The 21097-nt window shown below is 46.1% G+C and carries 33 protein-coding genes and 1 rRNA gene; 2 read left to right on the top strand and 32 right to left on the bottom strand.

Annotated features, from left to right (window positions below; genetic code table 11):
• The 3 genes from E6W40_RS29330 to E6W40_RS29320 all read right to left on the bottom strand — a co-directional run.
• Positions 1-90, bottom strand: a 16S ribosomal RNA gene (locus E6W40_RS29330); the annotation flags it as partial.
• A 410-nt stretch (positions 91-500) separates the two neighbouring features.
• Positions 501-731: a hypothetical protein gene (locus E6W40_RS29325; RefSeq protein WP_136609141.1), complete on the bottom strand. Its 231-nt coding sequence runs from the start codon at positions 729-731 to the stop codon at positions 501-503.
• A 190-nt stretch (positions 732-921) separates the two neighbouring features.
• Positions 922-1530, bottom strand: a complete 609-nt coding sequence (locus E6W40_RS29320) for a stage II sporulation protein M (protein ID WP_136609140.1) — start codon at positions 1528-1530, stop codon at positions 922-924.
• Positions 1531-1620: 90 nt separating this feature from the next.
• Here E6W40_RS29320 and pdaB point away from each other — a divergent pair, with 90 nt between their 5' ends.
• The gene (pdaB, locus tag E6W40_RS29315) at positions 1621-2427 is read left to right on the top strand and encodes a polysaccharide deacetylase family sporulation protein PdaB (protein WP_136609139.1); all 807 of its coding nucleotides are present in this window, start codon (positions 1621-1623) and stop codon (positions 2425-2427) included.
• A 35-nt stretch (positions 2428-2462) separates the two neighbouring features.
• On the opposite strand, the gene E6W40_RS29310 is transcribed toward pdaB, so the two are convergent.
• Positions 2463-3056: a KinB-signaling pathway activation protein gene (locus E6W40_RS29310; RefSeq protein ID WP_136609138.1), complete on the bottom strand. Its 594-nt coding sequence runs from the start codon at positions 3054-3056 to the stop codon at positions 2463-2465.
• A gap of 124 nt (positions 3057-3180) precedes the next feature.
• On the opposite strand from E6W40_RS29310, the gene gerD reads away from it, so the two are divergent.
• Positions 3181-3876: a spore germination lipoprotein GerD gene (gene gerD / locus E6W40_RS29305; RefSeq protein WP_136609137.1), complete on the top strand. Its 696-nt coding sequence runs from the start codon at positions 3181-3183 to the stop codon at positions 3874-3876.
• Positions 3877-3927: 51 nt separating this feature from the next.
• On the opposite strand, the gene E6W40_RS29300 is transcribed toward gerD, so the two are convergent.
• From E6W40_RS29300 to rplX, 28 genes are all read right to left on the bottom strand, one after another.
• Entirely contained in the window at positions 3928-5025 is a 1098-nt protein-coding gene (locus E6W40_RS29300) for an Mrp/NBP35 family ATP-binding protein (RefSeq protein ID WP_136609136.1), read from the bottom strand.
• A gap of 67 nt (positions 5026-5092) precedes the next feature.
• Positions 5093-5866, bottom strand: a complete 774-nt coding sequence (gene cwlD, locus E6W40_RS29295) for an N-acetylmuramoyl-L-alanine amidase CwlD (RefSeq protein ID WP_136609135.1) — start codon at positions 5864-5866, stop codon at positions 5093-5095.
• Between the two features lie 68 nt (positions 5867-5934).
• A complete protein-coding gene (sat, locus tag E6W40_RS29290) occupies positions 5935-7104 on the bottom strand; it encodes a sulfate adenylyltransferase (RefSeq protein WP_136609134.1) in 1170 nt (389 codons plus the stop codon).
• Positions 7105-7138: 34 nt separating this feature from the next.
• Positions 7139-7831 carry a phosphoadenylyl-sulfate reductase gene (locus tag E6W40_RS29285; protein ID WP_136609133.1) on the bottom strand — a complete coding sequence of 231 codons (693 nt, stop codon included), beginning with the start codon at positions 7829-7831 and terminating at the stop codon, positions 7139-7141.
• Between the two features lie 179 nt (positions 7832-8010).
• Positions 8011-8466 (bottom strand): spore coat protein, encoded by a 456-nt coding sequence (locus E6W40_RS29280; protein WP_136609132.1) that lies wholly within the window; start codon positions 8464-8466, stop codon positions 8011-8013.
• 411 nt (positions 8467-8877) lie between these two features.
• Entirely contained in the window at positions 8878-9027 is a 150-nt protein-coding gene (locus tag E6W40_RS29680) for a hypothetical protein (protein WP_168929094.1), read from the bottom strand.
• Positions 9028-9211: 184 nt separating this feature from the next.
• Positions 9212-9604, bottom strand: coding sequence for a 30S ribosomal protein S9 (gene rpsI / locus E6W40_RS29275; RefSeq protein ID WP_136609131.1), 393 nt, complete (start codon positions 9602-9604; stop codon positions 9212-9214).
• Between the two features lie 19 nt (positions 9605-9623).
• The gene (gene rplM / locus E6W40_RS29270) at positions 9624-10061 is read right to left on the bottom strand and encodes a 50S ribosomal protein L13 (RefSeq protein ID WP_136609130.1); all 438 of its coding nucleotides are present in this window, start codon (positions 10059-10061) and stop codon (positions 9624-9626) included.
• Between the two features lie 183 nt (positions 10062-10244).
• On the bottom strand, positions 10245-11021 hold the full coding sequence (gene truA, locus E6W40_RS29265) for a tRNA pseudouridine(38-40) synthase TruA (protein ID WP_136609129.1): 777 nt from the start codon (positions 11019-11021) through the stop codon (positions 10245-10247).
• A 251-nt stretch (positions 11022-11272) separates the two neighbouring features.
• Positions 11273-11638 (bottom strand): 50S ribosomal protein L17, encoded by a 366-nt coding sequence (gene rplQ / locus E6W40_RS29260; protein ID WP_136609128.1) that lies wholly within the window; start codon positions 11636-11638, stop codon positions 11273-11275.
• A gap of 33 nt (positions 11639-11671) precedes the next feature.
• Positions 11672-12616, bottom strand: coding sequence for a DNA-directed RNA polymerase subunit alpha (locus E6W40_RS29255; RefSeq protein WP_127606487.1), 945 nt, complete (start codon positions 12614-12616; stop codon positions 11672-11674).
• Positions 12617-12750: 134 nt separating this feature from the next.
• Complete coding sequence (rpsK, locus tag E6W40_RS29250) at positions 12751-13146, bottom strand: 30S ribosomal protein S11 (RefSeq protein WP_127606489.1); 396 nt, start codon at positions 13144-13146, stop codon at positions 12751-12753.
• Positions 13147-13165: 19 nt separating this feature from the next.
• Positions 13166-13534 (bottom strand): 30S ribosomal protein S13, encoded by a 369-nt coding sequence (gene rpsM, locus E6W40_RS29245; RefSeq protein ID WP_136609127.1) that lies wholly within the window; start codon positions 13532-13534, stop codon positions 13166-13168.
• 21 nt (positions 13535-13555) lie between these two features.
• Entirely contained in the window at positions 13556-13669 is a 114-nt protein-coding gene (gene rpmJ / locus E6W40_RS29240) for a 50S ribosomal protein L36 (RefSeq protein WP_003322638.1), read from the bottom strand.
• 230 nt (positions 13670-13899) lie between these two features.
• On the bottom strand, positions 13900-14115 hold the full coding sequence (gene infA / locus E6W40_RS29235) for a translation initiation factor IF-1 (protein WP_136609126.1): 216 nt from the start codon (positions 14113-14115) through the stop codon (positions 13900-13902).
• A gap of 2 nt (positions 14116-14117) precedes the next feature.
• The gene (locus tag E6W40_RS29230) at positions 14118-14426 is read right to left on the bottom strand and encodes a KOW domain-containing RNA-binding protein (protein ID WP_136609125.1); all 309 of its coding nucleotides are present in this window, start codon (positions 14424-14426) and stop codon (positions 14118-14120) included.
• A gap of 10 nt (positions 14427-14436) precedes the next feature.
• Positions 14437-15189: a type I methionyl aminopeptidase gene (map, locus tag E6W40_RS29225; RefSeq protein WP_136609124.1), complete on the bottom strand. Its 753-nt coding sequence runs from the start codon at positions 15187-15189 to the stop codon at positions 14437-14439.
• Positions 15190-15194: 5 nt separating this feature from the next.
• Complete coding sequence (locus E6W40_RS29220) at positions 15195-15839, bottom strand: adenylate kinase (protein ID WP_136609123.1); 645 nt, start codon at positions 15837-15839, stop codon at positions 15195-15197.
• Between the two features lie 91 nt (positions 15840-15930).
• Complete coding sequence (gene secY, locus E6W40_RS29215) at positions 15931-17229, bottom strand: preprotein translocase subunit SecY (protein ID WP_136609122.1); 1299 nt, start codon at positions 17227-17229, stop codon at positions 15931-15933.
• Positions 17229-17669, bottom strand: a complete 441-nt coding sequence (gene rplO / locus E6W40_RS29210) for a 50S ribosomal protein L15 (protein ID WP_136609121.1) — start codon at positions 17667-17669, stop codon at positions 17229-17231. Before rplO ends, secY begins: the two co-directional genes overlap by 1 nt.
• Before the next feature lie 45 nt (positions 17670-17714).
• Positions 17715-17900 (bottom strand): 50S ribosomal protein L30, encoded by a 186-nt coding sequence (gene rpmD, locus E6W40_RS29205; RefSeq protein WP_127606503.1) that lies wholly within the window; start codon positions 17898-17900, stop codon positions 17715-17717.
• 12 nt (positions 17901-17912) lie between these two features.
• Positions 17913-18410: a 30S ribosomal protein S5 gene (gene rpsE, locus E6W40_RS29200; RefSeq protein WP_136609120.1), complete on the bottom strand. Its 498-nt coding sequence runs from the start codon at positions 18408-18410 to the stop codon at positions 17913-17915.
• A 26-nt stretch (positions 18411-18436) separates the two neighbouring features.
• Positions 18437-18805 carry a 50S ribosomal protein L18 gene (rplR, locus tag E6W40_RS29195; RefSeq protein ID WP_136609119.1) on the bottom strand — a complete coding sequence of 123 codons (369 nt, stop codon included), beginning with the start codon at positions 18803-18805 and terminating at the stop codon, positions 18437-18439.
• Positions 18806-18888: 83 nt separating this feature from the next.
• Entirely contained in the window at positions 18889-19431 is a 543-nt protein-coding gene (gene rplF, locus E6W40_RS29190; RefSeq protein WP_136609118.1) for a 50S ribosomal protein L6, read from the bottom strand.
• Positions 19432-19461: 30 nt separating this feature from the next.
• Positions 19462-19860 carry a 30S ribosomal protein S8 gene (rpsH, locus tag E6W40_RS29185; protein WP_136609117.1) on the bottom strand — a complete coding sequence of 133 codons (399 nt, stop codon included), beginning with the start codon at positions 19858-19860 and terminating at the stop codon, positions 19462-19464.
• Positions 19861-19892: 32 nt separating this feature from the next.
• Positions 19893-20078: a type Z 30S ribosomal protein S14 gene (locus E6W40_RS29180; RefSeq protein ID WP_074961883.1), complete on the bottom strand. Its 186-nt coding sequence runs from the start codon at positions 20076-20078 to the stop codon at positions 19893-19895.
• Between the two features lie 46 nt (positions 20079-20124).
• On the bottom strand, positions 20125-20667 hold the full coding sequence (rplE, locus tag E6W40_RS29175; RefSeq protein ID WP_136609116.1) for a 50S ribosomal protein L5: 543 nt from the start codon (positions 20665-20667) through the stop codon (positions 20125-20127).
• 31 nt (positions 20668-20698) lie between these two features.
• Positions 20699-21052 (bottom strand): 50S ribosomal protein L24, encoded by a 354-nt coding sequence (rplX, locus tag E6W40_RS29170; RefSeq protein ID WP_211147105.1) that lies wholly within the window; start codon positions 21050-21052, stop codon positions 20699-20701.
• Positions 21053-21097 lie beyond the last annotated feature (45 nt).

Here is a 21097-nt window from a genome sequence, read left to right as displayed (position 1 = left end):
TCCCGAAGGAAGTGTAAGAGTCCGCTCGACTTGCATGTATTAGGCACGCCGCCAGCGTTCGTCCTGAGCCAGGATCAAACTCTCCAAGAAAGTTTGTAGCTCATTTTGAAACTGACGAGATATAATGAAATTTTGAATTAAGCAATGCTAATCAAAATATTCATTACTGTTAATCTCATTTGTGCTCAACCATCGATTCAGACAGAAGTCTTGAACCCGATGATCTCGCGTTTCGGCTTTGCAAGCAAAGCCTGTATCTCACTCGTTGTTCAGTTTTCAAAGATCAAATTTTTTCTCGTTTCCGCTTCAACATTTTGTCTCAGCAGCAACTCTTATAATATATCATACATGCTCGATGCTTTGCAAGTCTTTTTTTCAAAAACTTTTTTCGAAGTTTATTCAATCAACTCTTCGCAGGCATCTCACAGGCTTTCAATTCCATGTTACTAAAACTGAAGCGAAAATAAATTTATCATAGAATCCATTCCCCCGTCAAGCATTTAATGTTTAAACTGAGAGAGCTTGTTGTTACGCGCATATTTGGAGAGTTCCTTGGGGGGCGCAAATCGGGCATACATGCGAAATACCGTTTTATATCTGTTGGCAATCGCGTTTCTGACATCCAGATCCAATCTCTGATCACTCAAATCAAATAACATCTCATCCAGCTCTTTGCGTAATACATAATCAAGTTCCTTGAATTCCTTATCATTAAAAAGCATACCCAGCATGTTTGCCTGGCCTCCTTGTCGATTGAAAACGATTATACCTTCTCATATTGCAGAGCACGGATCGAGGTCATAATAGTAGCATAGTTCAATTTATGTAGATGGCTCAATTTTACCGCCTTACTGTTATGCACAGTTTTTGGGAAATTTATGAATGTGATTTTCGTAAATTCCCCAATTGTAACCATTATGGCTATCCCTTCATCAGGGTATAGGTTACTGTGCTTTCAATAATGGCCGCCACAAACAACAAAATAACGATCCATACGGATGCCGTTAGTGATCTTCTGAACATCTCCCTCCATCTTCTCTTCAATTCTCCCTTCCCGCTCCCGCCAAGACTTGAAAGAACCAGTAGTCCCATTTGAAGTCCGAACGCACAGGCAATGATTATAGCTGGTATTTCAATGATCCCATGAGGCAGCAGACCTTTGACCACCAAATCAAACAAGCTGTTTCCCTGCTCCATGGAGCTATGTACGAGATATCCTACTACCATTCCATTGATCAGCAGAAATAAGATCGGCAGGACGCCCACGAATAGACCCAGAAAAATCATAACCACGGCCTTAATACTGTTATTGAAGAAAATAAACACAAAAAAGCTCCATTTTGGGCTTGTAGACTTGCTTAGAGTTTCACTGATATCACGAATACCACCCATCTGCTGATTAATGATTTCCGAAAGGGATCCCGTGCTATACCATCCCGCTACGATGCCGAGAATAAACAGGATGGTTACAAACATTAATGTTTTCCGGATCGCTCCAAGATCTTTTAGAAAAGTAGTAAGTCTAAGCATATAAAACCTCCTCTTGGTAATAACTCGCTGGTACGAGCATACATTTGAAGTAAACAAGCATTCGAATGTGGGAAAGGGGCGACTATAGCGATGAATTCATTTTTTTATGTGCTGAACGGCCGCAAAATCAAACGTACCTTCTTTGTTCTCGCCGCGGCACTATTCGCTATCGGTATTGTTTATGTAGAATCCGACAATATTACAGTATTCTCCGAAGGAGCTCCTGCTGCCATTTACAGCGTTCCTACGGACAAGAAGGTTATTGCCCTGACTTTTGATATCAGCTGGGGTGAAAAGCGTCCTGAGCCAATCCTCAACGTTCTCAAAGACAAGGGTGTCGAGAAAGCAACCTTCTTCCTCTCCTCCCCTTGGAGCAAGAGCCACCCGGATATCGTCAATCAGATTAAAACAGCCGGATTTGAAATCGGAAGCCACGGTCATAAGCATGTGAACTACAGCACCTTAAGCGATGAAGAGATTAAATCCCAGCTTACAACGGCCAATTCTATATTAACCGATTTGACCGGAAAGGAACCCAATCTGCTGCGCCTGCCTAATGGTGATTTTGATAAGCGGGTGCTGAAAATCGCCGACAGCTTGAATTACAAGGTCATCCAGTGGGATACCGACTCTCAGGACTGGAAAAATATCGGCGTCGACAACATCGTCAAGCGCGTCGTCAGCAAAGCTCATCCGGGTGATATCGTCCTCCTTCATGCCAGCGATTCCTGCAAGCAAACACATGAGGCTCTTCCCATTATTATTGATGAGCTCCGCAAGCAGGGTTATGAATTCGTAACTGTTTCCGATCTTCTGACCCAAGCGGATACCAAAGGCAAGGAAATCCGTGACCAAGCCACGCTTCAGCAGGCAATTGATGATGCTGCTGGTATGTAGCATATAGGATCATAAAGAAAAAAGAGCTAAGTTTCTTAGCTCTTTTTTGATTTCAGCAGCTTGTGCAGTATCAAAATCTGGTATGCATTGCAGGCTAACAATGGGATCACAATAAAGATTGTGGCATTGTTATCATTGATTTTAAGTCCCCCTACCATCTCGACGATCGTAATCGCTGTCATGAAGAAGATGGTTGGCACCCAAGCGCTTGGATTGGTAGCTCTGACTTTAAAGTAGGCTACTGCGACGGCCACAATCAGAATGGCTATCCCCAGCAGCAAATCAGCCATTTGACTGCTGTTCTCCCTTCCCACAAAAGAACGGAAGAACATCACTTCCAGCAGTGCCAGGATCGCTAGAACAAACTGTATGTACTGCCACGCTTTTCTCGGAAAAACGCCGATTGCTGTATAATTCAGGATCATATAAGCAAAAAAGCCCAGCTGTGAGTACACGCTTGTCATTGCCCCAAAACCGAATAGAATAAGCAAATAAAATAAGATATCGCTTGTATCCTTAAATGAAATTGATTCTCTGCTGTACGGCAGCAGGAATCCGGTAATAATGGAGACAATAGCTCCCACAAGCAAGGTTTGAATAAATAACTTGGACCAATTTTTCAAATTCAACTCGTCTGCACCCCCAAGACTTTATTTTACCAACGTTCTCATTAAAAAACCATTCCCGAATCGACATATTTCGAAATTCACCTCGGCATACTACATTCAGGATGATAGCAAAGGAGTGACGCTTATGAAGTGGCCGGTATTAGGCATATGTGGAATCATACTCGGACTTTCTGCCGTACTGTCAGGCTGCGGATCCGAACAGAGCTATGCACCGCCGCAAGGCGATTATAAAGAAATGAAAACGATGGTGGTCGACATCCTCAAAAGCGATGAGGGCAAAAAGGCCGTTGAGGACGCGCTGAAACAAAGCGGCGGAAGCTCATCGGGCGGCATGGGCATGCAGATGATGACCACCCAGGCAACGGATCAGATCCGTACGGCCGTGAAAGACACCATTACATCCGAAGAGTATAAGAAGGAATTCGAAAAAATCATGACCGACCCGCAGTTCGCCGGTGATTTCGCGAAAGCGATCAGCTCGCAGAACAAGCAGCTGCATATGCAATTAATCAAAGATCCGACGTATCAAAAATCGGTCGCGGATATCATGAAGTCCCCGGAAGTGGCAAAGATGTTCCTGGATCTGACCAAAACGCCAGAATACCGCAAGCAATCCATGACGGTAATGCAGGAAGCCATGCAAAATCCAATGTTTAAAATGGAGGTTATGGGCCTTCTGAAGAATGTTGTAACTCAAGAGCTTCAACCCAAAGTGGAAAAAGGCGGTAAAGGCGAGGAAGGCGGAAAGCAAGAAGGCGGCGACAAAGCTAGCAAAGACAAGGACAAGGACAGCGGTGGTGGAGACAGCGGCGGTTCTTAACTTGAACAAAAGAAAAAGCCCTTTAGGGGCTTTTTCTTTATTTGACTCGATTTATTTTTCACTCTTAGCAATAATATTGGCAGCCAGTTCATTATAAAGCTGACCGCTCGTCGATTCAGGCTTATACACCGATGGCGAGAAATCCGGTTCCGAGATGTGGTTATCCGGTGCCCCCAGCGGAAACTGCGCCAACAGATTCGTATGAAGCGTTTCAGCAAGCTGTCCGCCGCCTCCGCGTCCAAATACAAAATCCTTTTCTCCGCAATGAGAACATTCGTAATACGCCATATTTTCCACCACTCCCAAAATTTCATGGTTGGTTTGGATGGCCATGGCTCCTGCACGGGCTGCTACAAAAGCGGCCGTTGCATGCGGAGTGGTAACAATGATCTCTTTGCTTTGTGGCAGCATTTGATGCACATCCAGCGCAATATCACCTGTTCCCGGAGGTAGATCCAGAAGCATATAATCAAGCTCGCCCCAATTTACATCATTAAAGAATTGATGAAGCATTTTGCCAAGCATCGGTCCGCGCCATACAACCGGATTGTTCTCCCGGATGAAGAATCCCATAGACATGATTTTCACGCCAAAACGCTCCACCGGCACAATGACTCCATCCACAACAACAGGACCTTCCTCGATCCCCATCATATCCGGAACGCTGAATCCGTAGATATCCGCATCAATTAGTCCCACTCTTTTCCCTTGACGGGCAAGAGCAGCGGCCAGATTAACAGTTACCGTGGATTTACCGACGCCGCCTTTTCCGCTTGCAACCGCGATAAAATGAACATCCGGATCACCCAGCAGTTCATTTTTTTCAAGTCCGGCGGCATGTCCCTTCACCAGCTTATCCTCATCCGTCTTGCTTTCATGATCGCCCAGTATCTTGCTGCGCTCATGCTCATTCGCTTCGCGCATACGGATATGAACATCTTCGGCTCCGGCAGCCTGCAAACGATCGCGGATTTCCTTCTCCAGCGCTTGTCCATAGCCTTCACGGTTATCCAGTGTAATTACGGAAAGCGATACTCTCGTTTCCTTTACAACAATATCTCTTATCATCTGCAGCTCAATCAGGCTTCTACCCGTGGCAGTATCACCAATGGGCTGTAACACTTCTTGAACTTGCTCACGTGACAACATGATGGCAGCACCTCTGCTTTATATATTGGCATCCATACATGGATAAGCCCCAGTTGGTATTATACCATCAACGCTCATTTTCTGACGACAGTTTCACTTTTTCTCCGGATAAATACCTGAGCATGCCTTTGTACACCGCTGCCGCGACCTTTCGCTGATAATTCTCATCTCGTAGAAGCTGTGATTCCTGCGGATGGGAGAGAAAACCTAACTCCACCAGCGCCGAAGGCATTTTTAATGCTTGCAAAAGATACACGGTATCTACCGTTTTGGCAACACGGTCGGTATTTTCAAGATTACGCTTAATTTCATCCTGGATAAGCTCTGCGAGTCCTGCATTGTCCGGATGGTTAGGGTAATAAAAGGTTTGAGCCCCGCTCCAGCGATTGGACGGAAAGCTGTTCAAGTGTATGCTCAGAAACAGATCCGCCTTTGTATCCTGGATCAGTTTCGCCCGCTGCTTCAAGTCTTCGGTCTTGCGTTTGGAATACCCCTTAGTGTCAGCTCCAGCCAGATCGTAGTCACCTTCACGTGTCATGTATACCACAGCCCCGGCCTGCTGCAAATAATCCCGGAGATACAAGGCAATGGCAAGATTCACATCTTTTTCAATAACGCCCTGTTTGCTTACCGCCCCCCCATCCGGTCCGCCGTGGCCGGCATCCAGCGCAATTACCTTTCCCGATAATGGAAGGCTCCAGTGACCCGTAGTTTTTACCGTAGGGATATTAAATGTGGCTACAGCGATAAACACGACAAGCAGACACATGCCCATCAGCAATTTTTTGATCGAGCTTAGCCGAATCCACAGCACCTGCTTGCCAGGCCCCTGCTTGGACATAAAAAATCCACCTCCGTTCCCATATCGACTTTACTCATCTATATGGGTGGAGGTGGACAAATAGTACCTTAAGGTGTAACTTGGGCTCTCATACCGGATATGAGCACTTCAGCGACTTCCGGGCGGGTAAACTCCGGAGGCGGGCACTGGCCGTCTCTCAGCAAACCGCGTACTTTGGTGCCGGAAAGTGTGAGATGCTCCTCATGCGGATGCGGGCAGGTTTTGCTCGAGGCCATATTACCGCATTTCTTGCAGAAGAAGCTATGCTCAAAGAACAGCGGCGTAATCCCGAGTTCTTCGGGCTTGAAATTAGAGAATATCTCCTGAGCTTCATAAGTACCATAGTAATCACCGACTCCCGCATGGTCGCGGCCGACGATGAAATGAGTACAGCCGTAGTTTTTACGTACAATGGCATGGAAAATAGCTTCTCTTGGGCCTGCATAACGCATGGCTGCTGGAAAAACCCCCAGGAAGGTCCGATCCTCCGGATAATAATTCTCCAAGAGTACCAGATAACTCTTCATCCGAACATCCGCCGGGACATCATCGGATTTGGTCTCCCCAACAAGCGGATTAAGGAAAAGCGCATCCACGATTTCCATGGCACTCTTCTGAATATACTCATGAGCCCGATGCACCGGATTACGGGTTTGAAAGCCGACAACCGTGTTCCACCCCTTTTGACGGAAAAGCTCGCGCGTTCTGGCAGGATCAAAATAAAAATCGCCGAATCTTGCAGGCTGTGGGCGGTTGAGCACCTTCACACTTCCACCAACATAGATCGGAGAGCGCTCCAGCAATTTTTTAACGCCTGGATGTTCCGGATCATTGGTTTTAAATACTTTTAGTGCTTCCTCATCCTGATCCGCCTCATAGACGCTTCCAACGGTCAAGACGGCGTAAATAACGTTGTCTTCGGTGCCAGTCAGTGCTACCTGATCTCCTAAGCTCAGTCCACGGGCTATCTCTTCATCTACAGACAAAGTAACCGGTATGCTCCAGACTGTTCCACTGGCAAGACGCATGGTACTGACTACAGAACGGTAATCCTCCTCATTCATAAAGCCTTCAAGCGGGGAGAAAGCACCGCTCCCGATTAAATCCAGGTCGGATATCGTCCAGTTATTCACCGGGATCTGCTTCAATTGATAAGAAGCCTTCAAAAGCTCTTCTCTCTCCTGCCCTTCAGCAATTCGGTTAATGAGCTTGCCGCCATGCGGAAGTATTGCTGTCATATCTGTTCCCCCTGTTTCTTTCGCTTTATTGGCTTTATTGGTGAAGTCCGCATTCTGTTTTCTCACTGTCGGACCATCGTCCTGCTCTTGGATCTTCTCCCGGATTAACCGGGCGGGTGCAATGCTCGCAGCCTATACTGGGAAAGTTTTGATCATGAAGGGGATTGTACAGCACTTGATTATCGCGAATATATTTCCAGACATCATCAGATGTCCATTCTGCAATTGGATTGAACTTAACCAATCCGAATTTATGGTCATATTCTACCTTTTTGGCATTTGCGCGAGTAGGGGCTTGATCCCTGCGTATTCCCGTAATCCAGGCATCATATTGGGAAAGAATTCGTGTCAACGGTTCGACTTTGCGGATATTACAGCATTGGTTCGGATTTGTTTTCCACAGTTCCTCTCCATGCTGTGCAGCCTGCTCATCTGTAGTCAGCTTCGGAGATACACGCACGAACTGAATACCGTATTTAGATTCCAGGCGGTCTTTGGTTTCATAAGTTTCTTTAAAATGAAAATCCGTATCCAGATAAAAAATATCAGTTGAAGGGCTCACCTTCTGTAAAATATCGACTAAAACCACATCTTCAGCACCGAAGCTGCAAGCGAATGTCAAATTTGGGAACGTCTCTACGGCTACACGGATCACATCTTCAGCAGAAGCGTGCTCAAGTTCAGCAGCCTGAATTTCAATCCACTTTTCCTTTTCAAGCAAATTCATTGTGAAGTCTCTCCCCTTCCGAATAATTCACTTCATTAAATTCAGTTAATACCTAGTGGTTTAATATGATTAAATCCAGTATAAACCAATATGGTTGGTTGTCAATGCTTTTAACATGCTTTTCCGAGGTGAACGAATAAAAAAAGCCCTTCTATAGAAGGACTTTTTTTCAAATTAAATTAAAGCTCGAGCGCTTTTTGGGCTGTCATCTTGTCATTCTCCAGCATCTTGTGCAGATCATACGCGGGATAGAATCCGCGATCCAACATGAAATTGAAGATTTTCGCATGTAATTTGATCATGTGATTGAGCTGCTTCGTAAACGTATCCCTTAACTGCGGAGTGGCTGTTTCCGTGATGGCTGCTGCATAGCTTTGAATTGCGGCCTTGGTCATACCGAGCAAATGTCCTGCGTAAAACGCAGTCATATCCTCATGCTCTGATTTGCTTTTGTTATTTCGGGTCTCCATCGGTGCCATGGAATAGAATTGAAGCAGCTCTTTCAAATTCGTCTCCAGCCCTCTGATCATTTCCTCATACAGTGCGTGCAGCTGTGGATCTGTCACATCATGAACATGCATTTTAAGTGCGATCAGGTTGTTTGCCGTCCAAGCCGTCAGTTCATGCAATTTCATCGTTTCATGCCAGGCCAGATGCTTATGTTGTGCGTTCGGGTGCAAAATAGGATCCCTCCGTGTAAGTAATAACACATCATATGATGAAAATGCCCACTGGGCACGTTGTCTTGATAATAAATAAACAAGAAATAATTTGTGGCTTCGAAAGGTACAATATCAAATGCAATAACCAAGAGCAAAATGCTATCCAGAGAGCTGCAGCAAATCTACAGTCTGGCTCATCAGTTAAAGCCGGCACGTTCAATCACAACGCTTACTCCATCAACATATTGAACACCGGCAGAACCAGGGTATATGGAGGGGCGGAGGGGCGTTTCCAAAGCTTCCAACGTTATAAGTTGAACTTTAAAAAAGGAAATTCATTGCTGGATCTATTTCATTTTTTGAATTAAGCGAGGTGATCCTATGTTAGTCGATTCCGGAAAAATTCAGTCTTCTTCCTTGGTCTGCAGCGATTGCGGCAAAGAGGCTGATCAGATTCATGTATGGTGGAAGAATGGACGAAACGACGATGGCCTGGGTTACAGCCAGGTCTATGCAGAATGTCCGTCCTGCCATTCTCAGTTCCTTCGTAAGGATGCATACGGGGAAATCGGGTCCGTTGAGGATGCTTTACGTATTTTACATGGTTAATGATTCACATGATGTCGAACTGCCTATGGCAGTTCTTTTTTTTACAATAAAAAAACCCCTGGCCATAAGGCCAGAGGCTTGTAATTCCTTGGGATCCAAGGAACAAATATTAACGTTTGGAGAACTGAGGTGCGCGACGAGCCGCTTTAAGACCGTATTTTTTACGTTCTTTCATACGTGGGTCACGAGTCAGGAATCCTGCTTTTTTCAAAGATGGACGGAAGTCTGGATCTGCTTTGAGCAGTGCACGGGAGATACCGTGACGGATTGCTCCTGCTTGACCAGAGATACCACCACCGTGAGCAATAACGAGCACGTCGTATTGTCCCAGTGTTTCAGTCAGGTTCAGTGGTTGTTTAACGATCAGCTTGAGTGTTTCCAAACCGAAATATTCATTGATGTCGCGCTTATTGATGACAATGCGTCCTTCACCCGGTACAAGGCGAACACGTGCTACCGAATGTTTACGACGACCTGTCCCATAGTATTGTACTTGTGCCATGAAACTGTCCTCCTTTTAATTATCCGCGAAGTTCGTAAACTTCTGGGTTTTGTGCTGCATGTGGATGCTCAGTGCCTGCATATACTTTCAATCTCAGCTTCATTTTCTCGCCCATGCGAGTTTTAGGAAGCATGCCGTGAACAGCGGATTCCAATACACGTTCTGGTTTGCTGTTCAGAAGGTCATGAGCGTTAGTCACTTTCAAACCACCTGGATGCATGGAGTGACGGTAGTATTTCTTGTTTTGCATTTTCTTGCCTGTAAGGTGAATCTTCTCAGCATTGATGACAACTACAAAGTCACCTGTGTCAACGTGAGTTGTGAATTGTGGCTTATGTTTGCCACGGATCAAAGCAGCTGCTTCGCTCGCCAAACGACCAAGAGTTTTGCCTTCGGCATCAATAATGTGCCAGTTGCGCTCAACTTCATTTGGCTTAGCCATATAGGTGGTACGCATGAATAGTTCCTCCTTGTATTCGTCCGAAAATCATTTATCTTCGTTCATTGTCGTTATCAAAAGTCATTTGTAAATGTAAGGTTTGTAATTTTCCTAATTGGGGGCTGTGGGATAGCCATTAAGAAAACACAACTTTTATTCTACAGTATAGGCAGATAAATCGCAAGCTGATTTTCAATGTTTTTAATTGAAATTCTCATATTCCACATTCCATAAAATAAGTCCTTTGGATTCCGCGGTCGGACCTGCTTTCATCCGGTCTTTTGCCTGCAATACCGACGCGATATCCTCAGGCTTCTTACGGCCTTTCCCCACTTCCAGCAATGTACCCGCAATAATACGAACCATATGCTGCAAAAAGCCGTTGCCGGTAATAAAGATATGAATCAAGCCCTGGTCCCGGGTTCCCGGGCGGCACATGGATTGATCCCTCTCTATATGGGCATCATATACCGTACGGATATGAGATGGCTTGGTAGAGTGTCTGGACGCAAAGGATGTATAGTCATGCGTGCCAATCAGATGCTTCAACCCCTCAGCCATGGCTTCTACATTCAACCTGCCAGGATGATGAAGCTCCGTATTTCTGCGGAATAAATCCGGGAATTGATTGGCATTAATGGTATAACGGTATGTTTTCCGCTTCGCAGACCTTCTGGAGTGAAACTCCAGCGGGACTTCTCTGGCTTCCGTAACCATGATATCTCTTGGAAGTCTGGAATTCAGTGCCATACACCAACGTTCCACAGGAATCTTGGAAGTGGTGTGAAAATGAAAAACCTGTCCATAGGCGTGAACACCGGCATCAGTGCGGCCCGAAGCATGTATTTTCACTTTCTCTCCCGTGAGCATATCAATAGACTTCTCCAGATAATCCTGAATGGCATTTCCATCCGGCTGGGTCTGGAAACCGCTGTAGTTCGTACCGTCATAGCTGACTTTCATACATATGTTGCGCATTCCCCATAACCTCCTGAATCCTCTGCCTGCCTTTTATCGAAAAAGGCAACTCATGCGCTGCTCACGCTGAAACATAAAACGGCTCCGCCGTACAACACGGCGGAGCCGTTCCTGATTGAGTCAAAGGAACACGAACCTGGGCCTGTTATCCGGAAAAGATGGTCTTTATCCGTCCACATGTCCCGGACGTGAAAAAAAGGGTTCGATCAGAATCATACGATTCCTTCCCCCCTTTCCCCATCCTCACCTGTTTACGCGCGGTCAACCAGTTCCAGATAAACCATAGGCGCGGAGTCACCGCGGCGAGGTCCGAGTTTCAGGATACGTGTGTATCCGCCTGGACGCTCAGAATAACGGGTAGCCAGTTCGCTGAACAGTTTTTGGATAGCGTCTTGCTCTCCATCAATCGTTTCACGACGAACGAATGCTGCCACTTGACGACGAGCGTGAAGGTCACCCTTCTTCGCTTTAGTGATCAGCTTTTCTGCGATGGAACGAACTTCCTTCGCTTTCGCTTCCGTAGTTTGGATGCGTTCATATAAGAACAGGTCGGTAACCAGGTCACGGAATAAAGCTTTACGTGCGCTGGAATCGCGGCCCAACTTTTGGTATGCCATGTTTTCCCCTCCTTCGCTAACGATTCTAAGAAGCTATTCTTCTGTCCGAAGTCCCAGACCAAGTTCCTCGAGCTTTTCCTGTACTTCTTCCAAAGACTTGCGGCCCAGGTTACGGACTTTCATCATGTCTTCTTCGGTTTTAGTAGTCAGCTCTTGTACCGTATTAATACCGGCACGCTTGAGGCAGTTGTAGGAACGAACGGAGAGATCAAGCTCTTCGATCGTCATTTCAAGCACTTTTTCTTTTTTGTCTTCTTCTTTTTCGACCATGATTTCAGCATCTTTCGCTTCGTCGGTCAGACCAACGAACAGCATCAAATGCTCGGTCAAAATTTTGGCGCCGAGGCTTACAGCCTCTTCTGGGCGGATGCTTCCATCAGTCCAGATTTCAAGCGTCAATTTGTCATAGTTGGTCACTTGACCAACCCGCGTATTCTCCACGCCATAGTTGACGCGGCTAATCGGGGTATAGATAGAATCGACCGGGATGACGCCTATCGGTTGATCATCACGTTTATTCTTATCTGCTTGGACATAGCCACGACCGCGGTTAGCAAAAATACGCATGTGAAGTCTTGAACCTGGACCCATCGTTGCAATATGAAGGTCCGGATTAAGAATTTCAACATCGCTGTCCGCCCGGATATCTCCTGCCGTCACAACTCCTTCACCCTCAGCATCAATCTCGAGGACTTTTTCCTCATCAGAATGAATTTTCAGGGATAGAGCCTTCAGGTTCAGAATAATTTCCGTCACGTCTTCCATTACACCCGGAACCGTTGAGAACTCGTGGAGAACGCCATCGATCTGCACGGATGTTACGGCTGCGCCTGGCAGCGAGGAAAGCAGGATCCGGCGAAGGGAATTCCCCAAAGTCGTTCCATATCCACGCTCAAGCGGTTCTACTACAAACTTGCCATAGGCTCCGTCTTCACTGACGTCTACGGTCTCAATTTTCGGCTTTTCGATTTCAATCACGCAATTACCCCTCCTTCAAACGTCGCTCCTATTTGAAACTGTCAACTTATCTTGTGTAAACATGTAGTATGCCTAAACAACCATTATTAGCAGATTGTGCCGGAAATATACCACATTCTTCAGGTTGACTTCAACTAGACACGACGACGTTTAGGCGGGCGGCAACCGTTATGTGGAACTGGAGTAACGTCTTTGATCAGGTTAACTTCCAGACCAGCTGCTTGCAAAGAGCGGATCGCTGCTTCACGGCCTGCACCTGGACCTTTAACCATAACCTCTACCGATTTCATTCCATGTTCCATAGCAGCTTTTGCTGCGGATTCTGCAGCCATTTGAGCTGCAAACGGAGTCGACTTACGGGAACCCTTGAATCCAAGGCCGCCGGAGCTTGCCCAGGAAATCGCGTTTCCATGAGGATCCGTAATTGTGACGATCGTATTATTGAACGTGGAACGGATATGAGCCACTCCGGATTCAATATTTTTGCGGTCACGACGTTTAGTACGTACGACTTTTTTCGGTTTAGCCATTCTCTTTTATCCCCCCTTCTTATTTCTTCTTGTTCGCTACAGTACGACGAGGGCCTTTCCGTGTACGAGCATTCGTTTTAGTACGTTGTCCACGAACCGGCAGACCGCGGCGATGACGCACTCCACGATAACAACCGATCTCAACGAGACGTTTAATATTCAAGGAAATTTCACGACGCAGGTCACCTTCAACCTTAACCGATTTGTCGATCGTTTCACGCAATTTGCTGACTTCATCTTCCGTCAAATCACGAACACGAGTGTCCGGATTGATGCCTGTAGTGCTCAGAATTTTCTGGGAAGTCGTTTTACCGATTCCGAAAATATAAGTCAAGGCGATCTCAACGCGTTTGTCACGTGGCAAATCCACACCAGCTATACGAGCCATTTTACGCTACACCCCCTTCAATTAACCTTGTTTTTGTTTGTGTTTCGGATTTTCACAGATAACCATTACAGTACCTTTGCGGCGAATGACTTTGCATTTTTCGCAAATAGGCTTCACAGAAGGTCTCACCTTCATGTTAATTACCTCCCTCAAGTTTTGCATAGCAAAACTCACTTCGTAAGGATTGACTAAAGTCTTGCAGCGCAAAACTTTTTTCATAAGGATTTGCTCCCATCATGAAGGAAGCAAATTCATATCTTATAGGATCAACCGGATTTTACAAGTGTAAAACCAGGAAAGAACATTTTCAAGTGCCATATAGGATCATAACATCCCTGGCGTCTTAATGAAAGAAACGGTAAAAATTACTTACGGTACGTTATACGGCCTTTGGATAAATCATAAGGCGATAACTGCACGACCACTTTGTCTCCTGTCAGAATACGGATAAAGTGCATCCGCAGCTTACCGGAAACATGAGCAAGAATTTGATGACCATTCTCAAGCTCAACCTTGAATGTAGCATTCGGCAACGGTTCGATGATCGTACCTTCCACTTCAATTACATCTTCTTTGGCCACAGTTAGTCTCCTTTCTCTTCAGCATGGGATTCGGTGGACTGCACAAACTTCGTGACTGCAAAACGCAGCTTTCCGTTCGTGACCCGACCGCTTTCATTTAAACTGTTAGCGACCTCGCTGCTAATGAAGGACTGGAGCTCCAGATGCTGAAGATTCTTCTTCTTTCTCTGGTCAAACTTTCGTTTGTTCCCATCCGCTATATATACGAACCTGCTGTCTTCAATGGATACGACCACGGCCACCTGTCCGGCATCTTTGCCTTTCAGGATTTTCACAATCTGGCCGATTTGCAGGCTGTTTTGATTACTCAAGAACAATCACCTACACATCCAGTTTTGTGAGAATCTCATGACCTTCGGAAGTAACGGCTATCGTATGCTCAAAGTGAGCACATAAGGATCCGTCGACCGTAACGACCGTCCAATTGTCTTCAAGCGTTTTGACATAACGTGAGCCGGCATTAACCATCGGTTCGATCGCCAGCACCATGCCAGCTTTGAGCCGAGGTCCCCGATCCGGAGCGCCAAAGTTCGGAATATTCGGTTCTTCATGCAGTTCTGCCCCAACTCCGTGTCCGACATACTCTCGAACAACCGAGAAGCCGGCGTCTTCAATGACGCGCTGGATGGCATGTGAGATCGTGAACAGGCGCACATCAGGTTTGACAAGCTCCAAGCCTGCATACAAAGATTGCTCGGTGACGTCCAGCAGACGCTGGGCCTCATCGGAAATCCTGCCTACAGGATAGGTCCAAGCGGAGTCTCCATGGTAACCACGGTACTGCGCACCGATGTCTAGCGTAATAATGTCGCCTTCGTTTAATTTGCGTTTGCCGGGAAATCCGTGTACCAACTGATCATTGACTGAAGCGCAAATGCTGGCAGGAAAACCATTGTAGCCCTTAAAAGACGGCAGTGCTTTCTGACTGCGAATGTAGTGGTCGGCAATTGAGTCAAGTTCCCCGGTCGTAATGCCCGGTTCAATGTGCTTTGCCATGAGACGGTGCGTTTCCGCCACAATTCGCCCTGCTTCTCGCATAAAGCCGAGTTCCGTTTCGGACTTACAAATGATCATTACGACTAACCTCGCAGCACCGATACGATCTCACTCGATACCGTATCGATTTCTTGATCACCATCGATCTGACGCAATAGACCTTTGTTCTCATAAAATGCTAGGAGTGGTGCTGTTTTGTTGATATATTCGTCTAGACGGGTACCGACGCTCTCTTCATTGTCATCTGAGCGTTGATACAATTCGCCTCCGCATTTATCACATACACCTTCCTGTTTCGGCGGGTTAAAGATCACATGATAAGTAGCACCGCAGTTTTTACATATCCGGCGTCCTGTAAGGCGCGCCATCAATTTATCACGGTCTACTCTCAGGTTGATGACATGATCCAGCTGGGTATGAAGTCTGCTAAGTATTTCATCCAGCGCTTCCGCTTGCGAAAGGGTTCTTGGAAAACCATCCAATAAAAAACCTTTTTCGCAATCGGACTGCTGCAGACGTTCCTCCACAATGCCGATCGTTACATCATCCGGTACCAAAAGTCCTTGATCCATGTATTCTTTGGCTTTGATCCCAATAGGAGTTCCCTGTTTAATCGCCAGACGAAATGCATCGCCGGTAGATATATGGGGAATGCCGAATTCATTGACAATGACTTCTGCCTGTGTTCCTTTTCCTGCCCCAGGAGGGCCCATGAATAGTATGTTCACGTTTCTCTCTCCCTCCGACACTGCCTCTTTACAAGAAACAACGCAATAAGTTGCCGGGAAGTTCAAAGTGGACTTCACCGGAACCTATCACTTATTTGTTGATAAAACCTTTGTAGTGACGTTTGATCAACTGACTTTCGATGGTCTTCATTGTATCGAGTGCAACCCCGATGACGATCAGCAGTGAAGTGCCTCCGATTTTAACTGAGCTAGGCAAGCCAGCCAGAGTACCGAAGCCAATCGGCACGAGAGAAATAACAGCCAGGAAGATGGCACCAGTCATGGTTAGACGGGACATCACACGGGTCAGATACTTCTCGGTTGCTTTACCAGGGCGAATACCCGGGATATAGCCGCCGTTTTTCTTCATGTTGTCTGCCATTTGGTTCGGGTTCATCTGCACGAAAGTGTAGAAGAACGTGAAACCGATAATCATCAGAACATACAGTACCATACCCAGAGGATAGTCATATCTCAGGTTTGTTTGAATCCACTTCGCCCATTCATGAGTAGACCAGAATCCTGCGATAATAGTAGGGAACTGCAGCAGAGATACTGCGAAGATGACCGGAATAACGCCAGCCGCATTGATTTTCATCGGAATATGCGTATTCTGTCCACCATACATCTTGTTGCCAACGACACGTTTTGCATATTGTACAGGTATTTTACGAATCGCCTGCTGGATGTAAATAACACCCACAATAATCGCCACGATGACAATGAGAACGATCAATGTTTTCAGGGTATTCATGAAGACCTGGCCTTCTTGAATAAAGTTCGACTGAGCACTAGACCGGATATATGTCGGGATATTTGCGATAATCCCGGAGAAGATCAGAATGGAAATACCATTACCGATTCCTTTTTCCGTAATCTGCTCACCGAGCCACATCAGGAATGCGGTACCCGCTGTCAGCACGATGGCAATCAGCAGATAATCCACAAAAGTAGCATTAGGAATCATTTCGGCTGAATACAACCGGTTAAACCCGATTGACATCGCAAATGCCTGGATGAGACCCAATACAATCGTACCATAACGAGTCAATTGCGCTGATTTCTTCTTCCCGTGCTCGCCTTGTTTTGCCCACTCAGCCAGCTTAGGAATGACATCCATCGAGAGCAACTGCACGATAATGGACGAGGTAATATACGGCACGATCCCGAGGGCAAAGATGGAGAATTGATGCAATGCACCACCCGAGAACGTGTTTAAGAGACCAAACAATTCTGAGCCTTGCTGATTCGTCTGTTCCAGGACCGTTTTATCAACGCCAGGAACAGGAACGAATGAACCAATACGGTAAATGATCAGTACCAACAAGGTGAACAGAATTCTTTTACGAAGGTCCTCAACCCGCCATATATTCTTCAGGGTCTTAAACATTAGATCACCTCGGTTTTACCGCCGGCAGCCTCGATCTTCTCTACCGCAGATTGAGAGAACTTATTTGCTTTTACAGACAATTTGACGGTTACTTCGCCATTGCCAAGAATTTTGATGCCGCTCATCGTATTTTTCACTACGCCGCTCTCCACCAAAAATTCCGGAGTTACTTCTGTACCCTCTGCAAAGCTGTTCAGTTCCTCGATGTTAACAATCGCATACTCTTTCCGCGTAGGATTTACAAAACCACGTTTAGGCAGACGACGATACAGTGGGTTTTGTCCACCCTCGAATCCAGGACGTACGCCGCCGCCGGAACGAGAATTTTGCCCTTTGTGACCGCGGCCAGATGTTTTACCCGTACCGCTACTTGTACCGCGACCTACACGCTTACGGTCTTTACGGGAGCCAGTAGCTGAAGTAAGTTCATGTAACTTCATCGTTCGTTGCACCTCCTTAATATTTGTAGGTTAATCTTTAGCAGATTAACCTTCAATTTCTGTTACAGATACCAGATGACTCACTTTGTTGATCATTCCGCGAATCGCAGGATTGTCGTTATGAACCACGCTGGAGTTAAGTTTACGCAAGCCGAGAGTCTTAACGGTAGTACGCTGAGTTTCAGGACGACCGATTACACTGCGGACGAGGGTAATTTGAAGTTTAGCCATGACATTCCCTCCTTAACCGAGCAGCTCTTCGACAGATTTGCCACGAAGTTTGGCAACCTCTTCAACGCGCTTCAGACGGGATAAACCTTCCAAAGTTGCGTTGACCATATTCATGGAGTTCGAAGAACCCAAAGATTTTGTCAAGATGTCACCCACACCAGCAAGTTCCAGTACGGCACGTACAGGACCGCCAGCGATTACTCCAGTACCTTCAGAAGCTGGTTTCAAAAGAACGCGACCAGCACCGAAGTGACCAGTAACCAGGTGAGGAATGGATGTTCCTACGATCGGAACGTGAATCAGATTTTTCTTAGCATCTTCGATGCCTTTGCGGATGGCGTCAGGTACTTCGCCTGCTTTACCGATACCGGCACCAACGTAGCCTTTGCCATCACCGACAACAACCAGAGCGCTGAAGCTGAAACGGCGTCCGCCTTTTACAACTTTAGCTACACGGTTAATATTTACAACTCTTTCAGTCAGTTCTAAAGTGTTCGGATCTACACGCAAGTCGTTAACCTCCTTTTTAGAAATTCTTAGAATTCCAAGCCAGCTTCGCGTGCTGCTTCAGCCAAGGCTTGAATCCGTCCATGATACAGGTAACCTCCACGGTCGAATACAACCGCTGTGTGACCTTTTTCTTTAGCGCGCTTAGCAACCAGTTCGCCTACTTGACGAGCGGATTCTACGCTGCCGCCGTTTTTAATAGAACTGTTAAGTTCTTTATCAACTGTAGATGCGGAAACGATGGTTACACCAGCTACGTCATCGATCAGTTGAGCATAGATATGTTTAGAAGAACGGAATACGTTCAGACGTGGACGAGCAGCGGTACCTTGGATTTTCTTGCGTACACGCAGATGACGTCTGACACGTGCCTTGTTCTTATCCTGTTTTGTAATCATGACTTCCATTTCACTCCTTTCAGTTTGCCATTACAGCTTCACTTTAAGACGCATGGGGTAAAAAACTGATAAGTTTAGAAAGCTTATTTCTTCTTACCAGCTTTACCTTCCTTACGGATAATGCGTTCGCCTTCGTACTTAATCCCTTTACCTTTGTAAGGCTCAGGTTCGCGAACGGAACGGATTTTAGCAGCGTATGCACCTACGCGCTCTTTATCAATACCGCGAACGATGATTTTTGTATTTGCAGGCACTTCGAATTCGATACCGGCTTCTGGAGTGATTTCAACTGGATGAGAGTATCCAACGTTAAGAACGATTTTATCTCCGGATTTGCTTGCACGATATCCGACCCCAACCAATTCCAGAGATTTGGAGAATCCTTCAGTAACGCCGCTCACCATGTTGTTGACAACGCTGCGGGTCGTGCCGTGAAGGGAACGATGCAGTTTGTTATCAGACGGGCGTTCAACGACGATTTCGTTGTTTTCAACCGTTACTTTCATATCCTTGTGAAGTTCACGAGTCAAAGATCCTTTAGGTCCTTTAACAGTGATTTCGGTATTGTTCAGTGTGATATCCACACCGCTAGGTACTGCGATTGGTTTGCGACCAATACGGGACATTTGTTGCACCTCCTTGTTTTGTGACGTGTATTACCAAACGTAGCAGACAACTTCTCCGCCAGCTTTGGATTGACGAGCTTCTTTGTCGGTCATAATCCCCTTAGAAGTGGAGATAATCGCAATTCCGAGACCGCCGAGTACACGAGGGATTTCGTTGCTCTTCGTGTAAACGCGCAGACCTGGTTTACTGATTCTTTTCAAACCGGAGATAACGCGTTCGTTGTTTGCACCATATTTCAGGAAAACACGGATAATCCCTTGTTTGTTGTCATCGATATATTCTGCATCACGGATGAAACCTTCACGCTTCAAGATATCAGCGATTTGTTTTTTCATCGTCGAAGCAGGCATTTCTACTGTTTCGTGACGCACAGTGTTGGCGTTACGGATACGAGTAAGCATATCTGCAATTGGATCAGACATAGTCATGTGTGTAAACCTCCTTCCCGATTATAAACTTCTTACCAGCTTGCTTTTTTGACGCCAGGAATCTGGCCCTTATAAGCTAATTCACGGAAACAAATTCTGCAAATTTTGAACTTTTGCAGTACCGAATGTGGACGACCGCAACGTTCGCAGCGCGTGTAAGCACGAACTTTATACTTAGGCGTACGTTGTTGTTTTACTTTCATCGAAGTTTTTGCCACTTAGCCTGACACCTCCTAAAAATTTTCGGAGAAATGGATTCACGAATTACTTCGCAAAAGGCATTCCCAATTGAGCGAGCAGCTCGCGGGACTCTTCGTCAGTTTTAGCCGTCGTTACGATTACGATATCCATACCACGGACTTTATCCACTTTATCATACTCGATCTCAGGGAAAATCAGTTGTTCCTTGAGGCCAAGTGTGTAGTTACCGCGTCCGTCAAATGCTTTGGTGGACACGCCATGGAAGTCACGTACGCGTGGAAGAGTAATGTTGAACAATTTGTCCAAGAAGTAATACATACGCTCACCGCGCAGAGTTACTTTAACACCGATCGGCATATTCTCACGCAATTTGAATCCTGCGATGGATTTTTTAGCACGAGTAATGACTGGTTTTTGACCAGCAATCAGCTGCATATCAGCCACTGCGGAATCAAGCACTTTCGAGTTGGAAACAGCCTCACCAACACCCATGTTGATGACAACCTTCTCGATTTTAGGTACTTGCATTACCGTAGAATAATTGAACTTCTGCATCAAGGCAGGAGTAATTTCATTCAGAAAGCGTTCTTTCATTCTTGTTGCCATGAATCATAAACCTCCTTTCTCCACTGTTCGATTAGTCGATAACTTCTCCGGACTTCTTAGCAACACGAACCTTTTTACCGTTATCGAGCACTTTGTAACCAACACGAGTTACTTTACCGCTCTTCGGATCAAGATGCATCACATTGGATACATGGATCGGCGCTTCTTGTTCAATAATTCCGCCTTGCGGATTCATTTGGTTCGGCTTCTGGTGTTTTTTCACCATGTTGACGCCTTCCACAAGCACACGGTTTTCACGAGGGTACGCTGCAATGACACGGCCTTTTTTGCCTTTGTCTTTACCGCTGATAACCATAACCGTGTCTTCTTTCTTGACGTGCAGCTTGTTATTGTGCGATTCCAGAACCTTTTTCACTTTTGGCATTTGTTACACCTCCTGCGGCTTGCCTTTTGACAAGCATAACTTGGA

The sequence above is a fragment of the Paenibacillus dokdonensis genome, assembly GCF_004916975.1.
Classification (GTDB): domain Bacteria; phylum Bacillota; class Bacilli; order Paenibacillales; family Paenibacillaceae; genus Paenibacillus_AQ; species Paenibacillus_AQ dokdonensis.
The sequence above is the reverse complement of the archived record's forward strand: the minus strand, read 5'-3'. Positions and strand labels throughout refer to the sequence as shown.